14 protein-coding genes and 1 pseudogene are annotated in these 15,221 nt (G+C 27.4%); 8 read left to right on the top strand and 7 right to left on the bottom strand.

All coding sequences use genetic code 11. The features are described 5' to 3' along the window. The first annotated feature begins 30 nt into the window (after positions 1–30). Both BINT_RS10215 and rpiB read left to right on the top strand, forming a co-directional pair. Positions 31–738, top strand: a complete 708-nt coding sequence (locus BINT_RS10215; RefSeq protein ID WP_014488504.1) for an acyl-[acyl-carrier-protein] thioesterase — start codon at positions 31–33, stop codon at positions 736–738. A 68-nt stretch (positions 739–806) separates the two neighbouring features. Beyond that, the gene (gene rpiB / locus BINT_RS10210; RefSeq protein ID WP_041177398.1) at positions 807–1,256 is read left to right on the top strand and encodes a ribose 5-phosphate isomerase B; all 450 of its coding nucleotides are present in this window, start codon (positions 807–809) and stop codon (positions 1,254–1,256) included. A gap of 79 nt (positions 1,257–1,335) precedes the next feature. On the opposite strand, the pseudogene BINT_RS10205 reads toward rpiB, so the two are convergent. Continuing rightward, a pseudogene (locus tag BINT_RS10205) lies at positions 1,336–2,894 on the bottom strand (ankyrin repeat domain-containing protein). Between the two features lie 437 nt (positions 2,895–3,331). Between BINT_RS10205 and BINT_RS10200 the strand changes: the two are divergent. Continuing rightward, the gene (locus BINT_RS10200) at positions 3,332–4,741 is read left to right on the top strand and encodes a P-loop NTPase fold protein (RefSeq protein WP_014488500.1); all 1,410 of its coding nucleotides are present in this window, start codon (positions 3,332–3,334) and stop codon (positions 4,739–4,741) included. A gap of 17 nt (positions 4,742–4,758) precedes the next feature. Next, positions 4,759–4,968, top strand: a complete 210-nt coding sequence (locus tag BINT_RS10195) for a hypothetical protein (protein ID WP_014488499.1) — start codon at positions 4,759–4,761, stop codon at positions 4,966–4,968. Positions 4,969–5,800: 832 nt separating this feature from the next. Here the strand turns inward: BINT_RS10195 and BINT_RS10190 are convergent. From BINT_RS10190 to rpsF, 4 genes are all read right to left on the bottom strand, one after another. Continuing rightward, on the bottom strand, positions 5,801–7,537 hold the full coding sequence (locus tag BINT_RS10190) for a protein-disulfide reductase DsbD family protein (RefSeq protein WP_014488498.1): 1,737 nt from the start codon (positions 7,535–7,537) through the stop codon (positions 5,801–5,803). A gap of 159 nt (positions 7,538–7,696) precedes the next feature. Further along, on the bottom strand, positions 7,697–8,029 hold the full coding sequence (gene rpsR, locus BINT_RS10185) for a 30S ribosomal protein S18 (protein ID WP_014488497.1): 333 nt from the start codon (positions 8,027–8,029) through the stop codon (positions 7,697–7,699). Between the two features lie 37 nt (positions 8,030–8,066). Continuing rightward, on the bottom strand, positions 8,067–8,498 hold the full coding sequence (locus BINT_RS10180) for a single-stranded DNA-binding protein (RefSeq protein ID WP_014488496.1): 432 nt from the start codon (positions 8,496–8,498) through the stop codon (positions 8,067–8,069). A 12-nt stretch (positions 8,499–8,510) separates the two neighbouring features. Then, complete coding sequence (gene rpsF / locus BINT_RS10175; protein WP_014488495.1) at positions 8,511–8,861, bottom strand: 30S ribosomal protein S6; 351 nt, start codon at positions 8,859–8,861, stop codon at positions 8,511–8,513. 252 nt (positions 8,862–9,113) lie between these two features. On the opposite strand from rpsF, the gene BINT_RS10170 reads away from it, so the two are divergent. Together BINT_RS10170 and gatA are read left to right on the top strand one after the other, a co-directional pair. Next, positions 9,114–10,010, top strand: coding sequence for a hypothetical protein (locus BINT_RS10170; protein WP_014488494.1), 897 nt, complete (start codon positions 9,114–9,116; stop codon positions 10,008–10,010). Between the two features lie 265 nt (positions 10,011–10,275). Next, a complete protein-coding gene (gatA, locus tag BINT_RS10165; protein WP_321162744.1) occupies positions 10,276–11,628 on the top strand; it encodes an Asp-tRNA(Asn)/Glu-tRNA(Gln) amidotransferase subunit GatA in 1,353 nt (450 codons plus the stop codon). A 532-nt stretch (positions 11,629–12,160) separates the two neighbouring features. On the opposite strand, the gene BINT_RS10160 is transcribed toward gatA, so the two are convergent. Further along, a complete protein-coding gene (locus BINT_RS10160; RefSeq protein ID WP_014488491.1) occupies positions 12,161–12,394 on the bottom strand; it encodes a sulfurtransferase TusA family protein in 234 nt (77 codons plus the stop codon). A 275-nt stretch (positions 12,395–12,669) separates the two neighbouring features. Next, complete coding sequence (yedE, locus tag BINT_RS10155; protein WP_014488490.1) at positions 12,670–13,755, bottom strand: YedE family putative selenium transporter; 1,086 nt, start codon at positions 13,753–13,755, stop codon at positions 12,670–12,672. A 140-nt stretch (positions 13,756–13,895) separates the two neighbouring features. On the opposite strand from yedE, the gene BINT_RS10150 reads away from it, so the two are divergent. Both BINT_RS10150 and BINT_RS10145 read left to right on the top strand, forming a co-directional pair. After that, positions 13,896–14,720, top strand: coding sequence for a DUF2262 domain-containing protein (locus tag BINT_RS10150; RefSeq protein ID WP_014488488.1), 825 nt, complete (start codon positions 13,896–13,898; stop codon positions 14,718–14,720). A 147-nt stretch (positions 14,721–14,867) separates the two neighbouring features. Continuing rightward, positions 14,868–15,218: an aspartate 1-decarboxylase gene (locus BINT_RS10145; protein WP_041177397.1), complete on the top strand. Its 351-nt coding sequence runs from the start codon at positions 14,868–14,870 to the stop codon at positions 15,216–15,218. Positions 15,219–15,221 lie beyond the last annotated feature (3 nt).

The following is a 15,221-nucleotide window of genomic DNA, read 5'->3' as shown; positions in this document are numbered from 1 at the left end:
ATTAATTAAATTTAAGAAAAGGTATTATTTATGTATGAAATGAAAACAATTGTAGGAACAAGTCAGATTGATAAAGACGGACTTTTGAAAACATCATCAATATTTGATCTTATGCAGGACTGTTCTTTTTTTCAATTAGATTCAGAAGAAGATCTTACAAAATATTTTAATGAAAACAATGTGAGTATGTTTTTGGTGTCTAGGCAAGTTGATATATACAAACTTCCAAAATATAGCGATAAAGTTATAGTACGTACTTATGTTTATGAATGTAATGAGGCTTATGGTTATAGAAATACTGTTATATACGATGAAAATTATAATGAGCTTGCTATTTGCTATGCTATAGGCGGATTTGTAGATTTATCTAATGGTAATTTGATTAGAGTGCCTTCATCATTTATAGAAAATTTCAAATTTGATGAGAAGCAGGAAATGAATTATTTACCTAGAAAAATAAAAGTTGATAATAATTTATTAAAAGAAGTTGATAGATTCAAAGTAAAAAAATATTTTATAGATGATAATAATCATGTTAATAATGCCAGATATATTGATATGGCAATAGATTATGTTGATGATTATTATAAAAGAATAAGAATAGAATACAGAGTGCCTGCTGCTTTAGGCGATACTATTGTTGTAAAGAAAGCTGTAATTGATGATAAAGTTTTATTAAAGTTTGACAGTGAAGATAATAAAACTTATGCTATATTAGAGTTTTCTTATAGTCTATAATTAATTTTACTTTATTGCTGTAAATTGATTTTTATTAATAAAAAAAATATATGAAGGAAATAAAAACTATGAAAATTGCTATAGGTTGTGATCATTCGGCTGTTGAGTTGAAAAAAGAGATAATAAAATATTTAGAAGAATTAGGACATAATGTTACTGATTTTGGAACGCATACCACAGAAAGTGTTGATTATCCAATATATGGAAAAAAAGTTGCTGATGCTATTGTAAGCAAAGAATGTGAATGCGGTGTTTTGATATGCGGAACTGGTATAGGTATTTCACTTTCTGCTAATAAAGTTAAAGGCATAAGGGCAGCGGTTTGCAGTGAGCCTTATTCTGCTAAACTTTCCAAACAGCATAATAATTCTAATATAATAGCTTTCGGTGCTAGGGTAGTAGGTGTTGATTTAGCTAAGATGATAGTAAAAGAATGGCTTGATGCTGAGTTTGAAGGCGGAAGACATGCCAGAAGAGTTGACTTGCTTACAAAAATAGAGAATGGTGAGGAAATTTAATTTTTTAGTAGGTAACATAATATAAAGGGCTTTAGTTAATTAAAAAACTAAAGCCCTTTATTGTTTTTTATTTATTGTATTATTCTATTAAATTATTAAAGAAACCTCTTTCTAAATCAATAGGTTTTATTCTGCTTGTGTGATTAAATTTAGCAGCATCTGTTTTGTAATTATAATAATGTTCTTCTTCTTTTTTGTTAAGATCTGATCGATTATATTTTTCCATAGAAAATTTATCTAAATAAAAATCATTATTTTCTATTATGAATGTATAATAATATGTACCGTCATCTATTGCTTCTATTGTAACGTAATTTCCTGATGAAGCAATATCATAAGTTTGTGAATAGTCTTCATTTTGCATTGGATAAAAACCTGTTATAAACTGTGCTTTATTTTCATCGTTTTTATCTCTTTTCCATATAGTTACATAATTAAAATATTTATCGTTTACTTCAAAATCATGTACATATTTTTCCATTGATATAAGATTTTCTACATATTCTTCATTTAATATATGACTTTGTATTAAAATATATTTTTCATTATTGTTTGTAAATTCAGTTTGTGAGGTAGGTGAATAAATATAGCTAGTATCTGCAAATTTAAAAGTTTGAGATATTTTATTTAATATTCTTATCATCAAATCTTCATTATTATTTCCAGTGATAACAGTATTAATTAAATTTGTAGGACTTAAAACAGGAAAATTTTCCATCAATACAAAAGATATATGAAGATCATAAGTATGAATACTTTCTAATTCTTCTGTATCTTGAAAGCAGTGAATAGTAATATCAGCATTTTTCTCTTTTAAATAATCCATAATATCATACTTTTCATAATAGACACTATACATTAAAGGAGTTCCCACATAACCATCACTCATTCTGTTTATGGAATTGATATCAGCACCAAGTTTAAAAAATAATATTACTAAATCCAAATTGTCAGCTAAAATAGACTGAAATAATAAGTCGCTTTGCAATTGATAATCTATATCAGAAAAATAATAACCTGCAGATTCTAACTTTTTAATCAATTTTGATATTAAATTATAGTTATTATTTTTTAAGTCAATTTTATTATATACTGTTTGATAATCAAAATTAACTCCGCTATCTAATAAATAATCTATAATCTCATCAGTATAATTATAATTTAGTATTTCACTATCATCTAAACTAATGCCATGTTCAACAAGCCATTTCACTAAATCATTATAAGCATAATTTCTATAATCAAGTTTATGCATTAGAGTCAATACGCTGTTTCCATCTTCATCTTTGCTATTTATACCTTTCAAAAGTAAATCTTTAATATTCTGCATTCTTTGTTTTTCTTCTTCTCTTCTTTCTTTTTTGGAATTGTCGGATATTCCATAATCTGCTAATTCTGTGTCAATAGTTTTGTATAATATCTCATCAATTTCTGCTTCTGTATATGGTTTGATAGGATATATATTTTTAAATTCTATTTTTTCTTTCTTGTTGGAGTTGTTTGCTGACTTATAATTTGATTTGTATTTTGAGTGGTATTGTTAGTGATTGTTATGTTTGTATTGTTATTAAATGTTGTATTGTTTTGTGTGTTATTAGATTTGTTATTACAGCTTATTAAAATGCTTAAAGCTGTCATTAATATAATTTTTTCATAAACTTTCCTTTAACTTTTTACAGACTGTATTTAAAATATTTTAGGCATTATACTAATATATTTTTAAATTGTCAATTTTTATGTTGTTCTTTTTCCCGCAGCAAAAAGAACCAAAAAGTGCAAGTATAAAAAATAGTACTAAATCATACTAAAATAGTCTTACATATAATATAATTTATTAGATTAAAGCCAAATGTAGCCTTTCGCCGTAGGCGGGCTGTGCCTGCTTCTTTGTGGCAACAAAAGAAGTGGGGTGTTATGAAGTACGCAGAGCTGTAGGTCTAGTCCCAACCAATAATAAAAATAATAAAATAATTTTTGACAAAATATAGTTGTTTAGGTATATATAGTGGGTTGATAATTTAATTGTTTTCTTTATAATTTAAATTAACAAAAGTAAAATATTATGAAGGTAAATTATGAGTGATAATATTCCTAAACCTAAATTTATATCAGATAAACCTGTAGATGAAAATTTTTTTGAAGGTAATAATTCTTTTACTTTAATAAAAAATAGTATAGTTAATATTATAAAAGGAAATCAATTAGACAATAAAGTAATTGCGTTATCTGGAAAGTGGGGTTCTGGTAAAAATACAATTATTAATATGATTAAAAAAGAAGAAAAAAAAGATATAAAGGTCATAGAATTTGACACTTTATCTTTATATAATGAGCATATTAAAAAGAGTTTTTTGATAAATTTGGCTAATGAATTAGGAATAAAAGAAACTTGTCAGGAATTGGAAAAATCAAAGTTAGAAGAATTAATTTCTGGAACAGTAAAAAAGACTACGAAAAAAACAGGAAATAAATTATATACATCAACAAAGTTAATAATATTAGTTATATTTATTTATATTGTACATATGCCTATTTATAAAATAGTTTCATATTTTGGTGATATGTTAAATATATTTCATCATTCATATTATAAAATGTATAATCTTATAATATCAGTATTAGTTTCAATACTTATATTATTCTCTTTTAGTAGAAGCAGAAAAGATGGTGAGAGCGATAAAAAGAATAAAGAGAATAAAAAAGAAGAAAATGATAAAAATAATAAATGTAAACTAATTGACAATATAATTAATGTTATTTTTCCTTTTATTAATTCTTCTTTAAAAACAGAAGAAATTTCAAATGAAGAAACAGAAACAGGCGATATAACAAGTTTAGATTTTAAAAAATATTATCACCATATAGTCGAGCAATATTATAGAAAGGAAACTCATTGTAATAGTATAGCAATAGTTATAGATAATTTCGATAGAATAGAAACAGAGAAAATAAAAAATATATTATATGATTTATATTTATTTATATCTACAAATAATGAATTAGATAAAAATATATTTTTTATATTTTTGATAGATAAAGAGATACTTTTTAATTATATTAATGGGCAGAGAAACATTGATACTGTTATGAATATTAATTCTAAATTTAATGATCAAATGAATACGGAAAATATTTCAAGTGTAAATTCTCAATTTTTTGAAAAAATATTTACTCTTATAATAGATATCCCTAATATATCCCATATTAATTGGGGAACATTTTTTGAAAATAAATTAAAAGAAGCATTTAATAATATTGTTATAACTGATAATACTATAAAAAGTATAATTAATTTATATAATGTATTTAGTTTTGGAAATATAATTCCAAGAGATATCATTTATTTTATTAATAAGGTTGTTTTAAATTATTTAATGATTAAAGAAGGAAATTTATTCTCAAATGAAGAAATTTTTAAAGCTTCAATTATTACATCTTTTTTTGTTATTTTTATAGATGAAAAAAATATTTTACTAAGTACATAGAAGAGAATTATTATCTTATGGATGATGGTTGCAAAAAAGTTTGCAAGGCAATAGAATTAATTGAAAATTCTAATATAAAATTATTTTTAGAATATTATATTGAACCTAGTTTCCATAGAGGAGGAGATACTAGGATTATGAAGATATATTCATTGTTAGATAATATTGATACTAAGTGGTATATTTTATTAGAAAAAACTTATTTTTTAAGTAATACTATAAAATAATTGTCTGATGTTTGGTAATCAGCCGTATATTTAAGTATGTTATTATTTTAGTATAAAAGGCTTTATCCTGCATTATTAATATAATTAAAATTTTTTGGTTCTTTTTTATAAAAAAGAACATTTATGCAATGCATAAATTAAAGTTATATTATTAGATTGTTAATGCTTTTTGCTTCTCGCCGTAGGCGGGCTTTGCCTGTGCCACAAAAGAAGTAGTTTTTCGCGTAGCGTGTACGAGCAAAGCGAGGACATAAGGTACTTTTTCCTACGAAAAAAGTACAATATTTTTCTAATTTTTTCAAAAAAATATTGTACAGTAATGGTTGGGTAATCAGCCGAACTTACAGAGGAATGCCCTACTAATGCACGCTGTGTACTTCGTAAGGGCAAAGCCCTGCAAATATTTTAAATTTAAAAAATTTATTTTTTACAATATTTGTTTCAGTATATACTAAAAATTTTTAAGTTTGTCAATTTTTTATTCAACTTTTTCCCGCCGCAAAAAGTTGCAAAAAGTGCAAGTACAAAATTAGTACTCAATCATACTAAAATAGCCTTACATGTAATATAATTTATTAAATTAAAGCCAAAATATAGCCTTTCGCCGTAGGCGGGCTGTGCCTGCTTCTTTGTGGCAATACTTACAGTACTTCCTTCGGTCGCAAAAGAAGTTGGGTGTGTTGCGAAGTACGCAGAGCGGTGGGGCTAGTCCCCATAAATAATAAAAATAAGAAAATAATTTTTGATAAAATATAGTTGTTGGTATATATATAAAAAGTAATAAATTTTCTATATCATTTAGTTTTAGATAAATATAATCATTATATAATATTTATTTATTAATTATTTTCTCTAACTCTTCTTTTATACTCAAAGCCATTTTGTCATCGAAACTTGAAAATGAATTCTTTGTGTATAATATCTTCTTGTCGCTGTCAATTACTATTATCCAAGGAAGCCATTTAACATTATACTCATCAGAAATATTTTTGTATTTATCAACATCAACTTCAGTGAAAATCAAATTATCATCTATGAATTTTTTTAGTTCTTCATTTACGAATACTTTCTCTTTAAGCTCATAACAATTCGCACACCAAACAGCAGAGAAATCTATTAGTATCGGTTTGTTGTTTTGTTTTGAAAGCTCTAATGCTTCACTGTATGTTATATGATTTGAAACTTCATTTTTTTGTTTTATGAATCCGTAAGTACAGCCTAATGCTATTGATATAATAACTACAGAAACGAATATTTTTATTTCTAATGCACTTAACATAGCAGATTTGTTTTTTATTATGTAAACTAAAACAGCAAATACTAATATCGTAGCTGAAGCAAGTATATAACTTATTTTATTAAATCCTAAAACTCCGAAAAGTATATTAGCATAATAGAAACTTATTATCATCATTAGGAAAGTGAAAATATATTTAACATATACCATCCAAGTTCCAGCCTTAGGCATTTTTGTGAGTATTGAAGCGAATGTACCAAGAATGAATAATACAGAAGCGAAACCCAAAGCATAAACAGCCATGTATAGAGTAGCGAACACAGGATTAAGAAAACCTATTTCCAATATAACCGCTATTATAGGAGCAGCACAAGGAGTGGCAACTATTCCTGCAAGAAGTCCCATTATATATTTATGGAATATTGATTGATTTTTTTTGCTGTATGCATTTGTTTTTGCAGACTGTAAGAAACTAGGAGCTTTAATTTCATAAAATCCAGCCATTGAAAATGTGAAGTATAAAAATAATAATACTAATATGGTTAAAACAATAGGATTATATCCAATACTTCCAAATAGAATAGTTTTATGAAAAGCAAATCCAGCCACAGAAACTACAGCACCTAAAAGTGTATAAGTTGTGATTACACCCAATGCAAATAAAAGCGAAGCTAATACGCTTGATTTTTTATTGTTTTTTTCGTCTGTTGTGGTTCCTAAAATAGACACTGTAATTGATAGTAGGGGATAGGTACAAGGCAAAAGCACAGATGCAAGTCCTGCTGCAAATATTAAAATCAATGTTATAAATATATTATTGCTTCCTTTTATATAGTTTTCTATAGAGCTTGCATTCTCTGGTTTTTCATCTGTTATATTAGTATTTGCTATATCAATTTCTTCACCGTATATTATTTTACTTTGAGGCTGTAAGCATACATTATCTTTTGCTGAGCATAATTGATAGGTTGTTTTTATAAAGTTGATTTTATTTATATCAATATCATTTAATATAAACTCTTGTTCGCCTTTTATTATAGTATCATCATGATATTTTTTGCCTTTTGGATAAGTTGTATTTATTTCTTTATTGTCTGCAAAGAATAATATTTTATTTGCTATTTTTGAATCTAAATATGCATAATAATTATTTGGTATGATTGCTTTTACTATTAATTTATTATCATTAGTTTCTAAATTAAAATTAATTTCAGGATTTTTATTTAATGAATCAAACTGGTTTAAATTAAGCAAATTATTATTTTGAGCAAGTGAAATATATGCTGTAATAAAAATAGTAATTATTATATATCTTAATAGTCTTATATTCATTGATTATCCTTTTTTATCATATTTAGTTTTCTTAATTAAATATAACAAATATATTCTATTTTAGTAAATACAGTATATACGTATTTTATTGAAATTTAAAATAAAAAAACAGCCGCTAGAATATATCATAACGGCTGTTTTAATTTATAATTTTAAAAATTAATATCTAGTTTCATAAGGTAAAAGTGCTATATTTCTAGCTCTTTTAATAGCTTTAGTAACTAATCTCTGATGTTTAGAGCAAGTACCGTTTAAGCGTTTAGGTATAATTTTACCGCTGTCTTTAACGTATCTTTTTAATAATTTAATATCTTTATAGTCTAAAACATCAATATTGTTTTTGCAGAAGTAGCAAACTTTTTTCTTAAAGAATTTTTTTCTTCCGTCTTTTTCATTTAATTCTTTATTGAAATGAGGCTTTTTTTCGCCTTTAGCTTTTATTTCTTCTTCATTATTATTATTTTCTACATTTTCTGTATTTTCTAAATCCATTGTTTTTCTCCTAAAAAATTATGCTTTTTATTAATCATCAAAATGGCACTTCATCATCATCTTCAAAGCTGCCTAAATCAACATTTCCAGCAGAAACAGAAGGTGAATATGCTGTATCCATACCAGCAGCAACATTTCCGGAAGAAGCACCAAGCATCTGCATAGATTGCATGATGATTCTCACTTTAGATCTAGCTGCATTAGTATCTTTATCCTGCCATCTTTCCTGTCTTAAAGTACCCATTATAGCAACTTGCTTACCTTTTGTAAGATATTTGCTTACAGTTTCCGCCATTTTTCCAAAAGCCACTACATCAAAATAATTAACTTCAGTAGTGTTTTTGCTGCTTACATAGTAGTTATTTGCTATAGAAAACTCTACAACAGCACTTCCGCTAGGTAAATATTTAGATACAGGGTCTGCTGTAAGTCTTCCTATTAAAGTTACGCTGTTAAAATCTGTTGCCATAATAAAACCTGCTTAAGCCTCTTTAGAAGCTTCCTCATTATTAACATTTTCTTTATTATTTTCTTTTTTGTTTTTCTGAATTATTTCATCTAAACGCACTATTATAAATCTTAATATGCTAAGTTCATAACGTAATTCTTTTTCAATGCTAGCTAAACTATTGCCGTCGCATCTAAAATGATAATAATAGAATTTACCCTGATTTACTTTACGGATAGGGTAGCTTAAATTATGAATACCATAATCAGCTTCATTAAATATTTCAGCATGATAGTTTTGAAGAATAGTTTTTACATGATCTTTTGCAGTTTGATGCACAGCGTCATTGATTTCTGTTACGAATAATATTTCATATTCTCTCATTGTTTTTAACTCCTTGGACAAAGCTTCTCTGAATTTTATTAATTTTTTGTAAAAATTTTATCATAGAAGCGAAGTATATATTTTTAATCGTAATATAATAAATTATTTTTTACAAAAAGTCAATATATATAACTTTATTATTAAGTTATGTTTATTAAAAGTGTAAAAAAATATCTGCAAGTAAACATAATGCATTTGATTTTATTATTCAATAATGTATAATAATGAATAATAAAAATCTTGGAGAACAAAATGAAAAAATTACTAGTTATGTTTTTGTTTGTAGCTGTAAGTATCTCTGCTTTTGCTTATGAAACAGTTCCATACATGTTCCACAATATGGTTCCTTATGGAATTACTCCAGATGAAGTTAATGAGATATTAATAGCTTCTAATTTCTCTTCAGCTGCTGCTGAGCCTATAAGCGGTACATTTTATGTTAGTAAGTATCCAGATCCTGATTTAGTATGGTACAATCCTCATACTATGAATTGGATAAATGTTAAATTCACTACTAATGATGTTTCTGAACTTTTCACAAGAGATTCAGGCATTTTATACTTTAACTTTATAGTTACTAATGAATTTAAATGTATGACAGTTAGAGCTGATAATATTAATGATGATGCTACTTTAGCAGGAAAACAGACTAAATGGGCTTATAAATTCTTCTTCCATGAAGATAAATTATTTGCTGTAAGTGCTGTTTATGAAGGTGATTACACTTTAGAACAATACAAATCAAGAAATGAAGGTAAAGAATATGCCCATCCTGGTTATGTAATGTCTAGAGGTTTATTCAGCAGAACTTTAGGCGGATTCCATACTAAATATGGTGGATTCCATAATAGCAGATATTCTACTTTTGATGATTTTACTTCTATGAGATATGGTAACTATGCTAATAAATCAGCTAATACTTCTTTGGCTGTTTATTATGCTACTTATGGTGGTAAAAACATTAACTTTGTAGCTTCTTATGTAGATAATTTTAGAATGCAGCCTATAGCTAACAGATTCCAAAAATCTTATTATGAAAATTATTTTGATTTTGCTGATGTTCCTGTAGGAATACCACCTGAAATTAATCCTCCTAAAGATGAAAATGCAGATGAGAATAATACTCAAGCTACTGATAATGCTCAGTAATTGTAATTGATTTTTAATAAATAGAGAGTCTGTAATATTCAGGCTCTCTATTTTTTATATTATGGTTTAAAAAATATATTTATTTTTTGCAAAAAACATATATTTATGATATAATCTTTCAAATTAATAACTTTTATTATATTTCTATTTAATATGAGAGGTTTTTTACTATGGAGTTAAATGAATTGACTATAATTCAAATAAGAGAAAAATTAAAGAATAAAGAAATAGATGCTCCTACATTAGTTGATTCTATTATAAAAAAATAGAAGAAGACAATAAAAGAGATGATAAAATATACGCATATCTTGAAATTTTCAAAGAAGAAGCATTAGAACAGGCTAAAAAAGCTCAGGAAAGAATCAATAATGGTGAAGATTTGCCTTTGCTTGGTGTTCCTTTGGCTATCAAAGACAATTTATGTTATAAGGATCATTTAATGACAGCTTCTTCAAAAATGCTTGAAGGCTATAAAGCTCCTTATACTGCTCCAACAGTTCAGAGATTAATAGATAATGGTGCTATTATTATAGGCAGAACTAATATGGATGAGTTTGCTATGGGCGGTACTACAGAAACTTCTAACTATGGAGTTACTAGAAACCCTAAAAACAGAGCTCATGTTCCTGGTGGTTCTTCAGGCGGTTCTGCTGCTGCGGTTGCTGCTAATTTTGCTTTCGGTGCTTTAGGAAGTGATACAGGCGGTTCTATAAGACAGCCGGCTTCTTTCTGCGGTATAGTTGGTGTTAAGCCTACTTATGGAAGAGTTCCTAGATTAGGATGTATTGCTATGGCTAGCAGTTTAGACCAAGTTGGACCTTTGACTAAAGATGTTAAAGATGCTGCTTTGATGACAAAAATTATAGCTGGTTTCGATCCTAAAGAATCCACTACTTTAAATATACCGGTTCCTGATTATGTTGCTGCTTTAGATGGTAATATTAAAGGAATGAAAATAGGACTTGCTAAAGAGTATTATGACACAGATTTAATATCTCATGATGTTAAAGAAAATGTTATGGATGCTATAGGTAAATTAAAAGATCAAGGTGCTGAAATTGTTGAGATTAGCTTACCTAATGCAAAATATGGTTCAAGAGTTTATACAGCAGTTATGGATGTTGAAGTAGCTTCTAATATGGGAAGATATGACGGTATAAGATACGGATATCACCCTAAAGGCGATTTCAATCTAGATGAATATTACTATACTTCAAGAAGTGTAGGACTTGCTTTTGAAACTAGAGCTAGAATATTATTCGGTACTTTAATGACTGGTAAAAGATTCTTCTACAGCCATTATCAGCATGCATTAAAAGTAAGAAAGTTAATGCAAATGGATTTTGATAATGCATTCAAAAATGTTGATGTTATTGTTTCTCCTACTTCTCCTGTAACTGCAGGACTTTTAGGTACAAGAGATCAAACTGACAGTGCTTTAAGTTTCTTGGCTGATAGTTATGTTTCTAATATTAACTTGGTAGGTCTTCCTGCTATGAGCGTACCTTGCGGAGCAGATAAAAACAATATGCCTATAGGTATTCAATTCATTACTAAACAATTTAATGAAGTTGATATGTTTAGAATGGCTTATGCTCATGAATTAGCTAGTAAATAATTGAATTTTCATTTTGAATATAAAGGGGGCTTTAATGCCTCCTTTTTTATTTAACTTATTTTTAATTATAATAATGATAGTAAATAGAATAATAATGTTTTATAAAAATTATATGTATATACCTAAACAATTATATTTTGTCAAAAGTAAAGTTATATTTTTGTTTTGATATCTGGGGCTTTGCCTTGCGAAGCACACAGTCGTGCCGCACCCCACTTCTTTTGAGACCGAAGAAAGTACTGCGACTGAAAAGAGTACCTGACGAAGTCCACTGTAAGTGTAGGTATGGTATTGCACGAAGAAGCTATATCCTCAACAGACTCGGATACGCTTTGTAAAAGGCTAAATTTGGGATTAAATTAATAATCTATCTTAAATGTAGATTCAATACTAATTTTATACTTGCACTTTCGCTTGCCATAGGGACACTTCGTGAGGAGTACTTAGTATGGTTCTCAATGAAGTCTAGCGGGAAAAAGAACAATAAAAAAATTGAAAAACTTAAAAATTTTTAGTATTGATAATTAAAATATCACTTTACTTTTGTTAAGGTTACAAGTATATCTTCATTTTCTATATTTTTGAAAGTACCTTCATAACCGTATTTTTTGCATCCTCTTATAACACTTTCACAGCTTGAATGTCCGCTTACCAAAACTTCTATAATAGTATTTAATTCTGTATTATTAATAGCGGCACATTTGGCCTGAAAAGAGGCTTGAGAACATGACATTCCTCTAGTATCTACTTTTATAGTATCCGGCATAGCAATTTCCTTTTGATTAATTAAAAAATGAGTAATTTGTAGTGTTTTTTTGAAAATTGTGGAAGTTTTATTTAGAAAAATTCTTATTATTATAATAAGCATTATATTTTTTATCTAAATTTTTTTATGATCTCTGCCTCTGCCTTGTATTATCATAACTTTATTAAGTTTTAAGAATACAAAGCAGAGGCAAAGTTCATTATATTACTTCCAAAAATTTGTTGCGGTATATTTCCATTTATATTATGGCAGCACACGGCTGTACAAGAAATATATCAATTAGCGGTATTTTCTTTCATTGTAAAACCAATTATTATACAAAATACCAAACCTAAAATAACAGCTCCCATTCCATAAGTAGTAGGGCCTGAAGTTGAACTTGCTAAATTAAAGTTATGAGCAAATCCAGCACCAACTAACATACCTATAACGAATATGAAACTGTCCATATTACCTTCCGCAGATTGTATCACTTGTCTTCCAGGGCATCCTGTACCTAAAGTAAATGCTAAACCTGTAAGAATCATTGATACAGTATTCCATAAAATATTTGTATGGGCTATTGGCTGATTTTCCATAGAAAAACTAAATCTGTTAGTTATTATGTTTACTATAAAAGCAGCAACTATAAAAGCTATAACACCTTTAGTCATATGGAAATCTTTCATAAATATTCCATCTCTAAGTCCGCCTACAGTACAGAATCTTGATTTTTGTGCTATGAACCCTATAACTATTGAAGCTATTAAAGCTATAATGATAGGGGCTCTCATACTTCCCGGACCGGATTCAGAAAAGAATATTGGACCTCCTTCAGAAAATTTTGTTTGTTTCAATAATAAAATCAAAAGTATTATTGATACAACTAGAGGCAATAAACCTACTAACTTATTTTTATAAGCTTTTGGCTGACCTAAAGAGAAATTTTGTTTCCAGAAGAAAACTCCAATTCCTCCGCCTATAATGATGCCTATTAAACCGAATATTCCGTTAATATCTCCTCCTGCTACTCTAAGCAAAGTTCTCCAAGGACAGCCCAAGAAAACTAAAGCACCGATCATAGCAAAGAAGCCTAAACAGAATCTTATAATAGGCGAGCTTCCTCCCTTAGGAACGAATTCTTTAGAGAGTATTGCCGAAACTGATGCACCTATAACAAGCCCTATTAATTCAGGTCTTATATATTGTACAGCAGCCGCTCTATGCAATCCGACAGCTCCGGCTAAATCTCGGGTAAAGCATGCAATACATATACCCATATTAGCAGGATTGCCCATTACAGAGAGCCAAGCAGCTATAGCACCTATAATAGCACCGGCTATTATAACTCCTATAGAGCTTGTGAAAATGTCTTTCTTCATTTTCAACTCCTTTAATATATTTTTGCGTAATTTTATAATAAAAAATATTTATTATCAATATAGTATATTTTTTTTTGACAATTATTGTTATTTGTTTTAAAATAAATCATTATTTTATAATACAATTATGGATTTTAATTATGTTTTATTTGCAAAAAGAAAGTGAGTTTTCAGAAGAATATAAAGATGTTGCTTTTATAATAGGTTCTCCTGATTTTTTTGGGGCAAAAACTGAAGATGATAATAAAATTAATGTGCTTATTATGTGTATTGCATATAAGGATATTGAAACAGGATACATAGAAAAGAATAAAAAAATAGTTGTAAGAATGAAAATCTATGAAAAGGAATTAGATTATTATAAGAAGATAATAAAAAGAGAATCTATTGTCAAATTAAAAGTCAGATACGAAAAAGAGCAGGGTGAAGATCTTGCCGAGTTTTTGCTTTCAGATATTATAGATAATAATTATAAAGATGAAGATTTAAATAAAATGCTTAAAGAATATTTAATTCCTATTTATTATAATGATGAAGTTCTTGGAAGCTTCTTATATAATAGAATGGTAGGTTCTTTTGATAAAGAGATTGAATGGGTTAATAATAAAAAAATTCTTACTGCTTTTGATGATTCTAATGAAAGCGATAAAAATAAGGCTGCTTCATTTTTAAGAGATGTATTTTTAAACAAAGAAGAATTTGATAAAAAAGTAAAAGATTATTCTGCAAGAAAAATTATAAGAGAGGGTAATAATATTTCTTCTAAGAATGGAGGAAATACCATTGATGAAGAAGTTTTTATAAAAGAGTTTATGGGTAAGATGGATTTTCTAGAAATTATAGTTCATGAAAAAGATGATTATGTTAATTATAGATTAGGAAATAAAAATGTTTTCAGAATGGATATAATTGTAGAAGGAAACTTGAACGGAAATTTATTTAATGCTTTTATAAGTCCTTTTTGATTATACGTATAATATGTATAATTATAATAAAAATTTGCCTAGTATATAATAACCATTATTAATAAATATTTAAATTTGTAATATTGACATTTTCTAATATAATAAGTAAAATATTTGTAAAAAAATAGACTATATGGATTTTAATATATGATGAGAAGTGTCATAAAATCCAAGATAAATAGACTTACAGTTACAAGGACGGATTTAAATTTTAGAGATTCAATAACAATAGATGAAGCCTTACTCGATAAATCGGATATAATGGACGGGGAGAGGGTATCTGTTATTAATTTGAGTAATGATATTCGCTTTGAAACTGAAGTTGTTAAAGGAATAAGGGGTACTGGTATTATAGGCATCAATGGCGACAATGTTCACTATGCTAAAAAAGATGATACTATAATAGTTCTTTCCTACGGACATATACCGGAGGAAAATATAAAGAATCATAAAACTAAAATAATATTTGTTAATACGTACAATATGATACTGGAATAAATA

Origin of the sequence: Brachyspira intermedia PWS/A, from assembly GCF_000223215.1 — a bacterium.
In the GTDB taxonomy this organism is placed as follows: domain Bacteria; phylum Spirochaetota; class Brachyspiria; order Brachyspirales; family Brachyspiraceae; genus Brachyspira; species Brachyspira intermedia.
The sequence above is the reverse complement of the archived record's forward strand: the minus strand, read 5'-3'. Positions and strand labels throughout refer to the sequence as shown.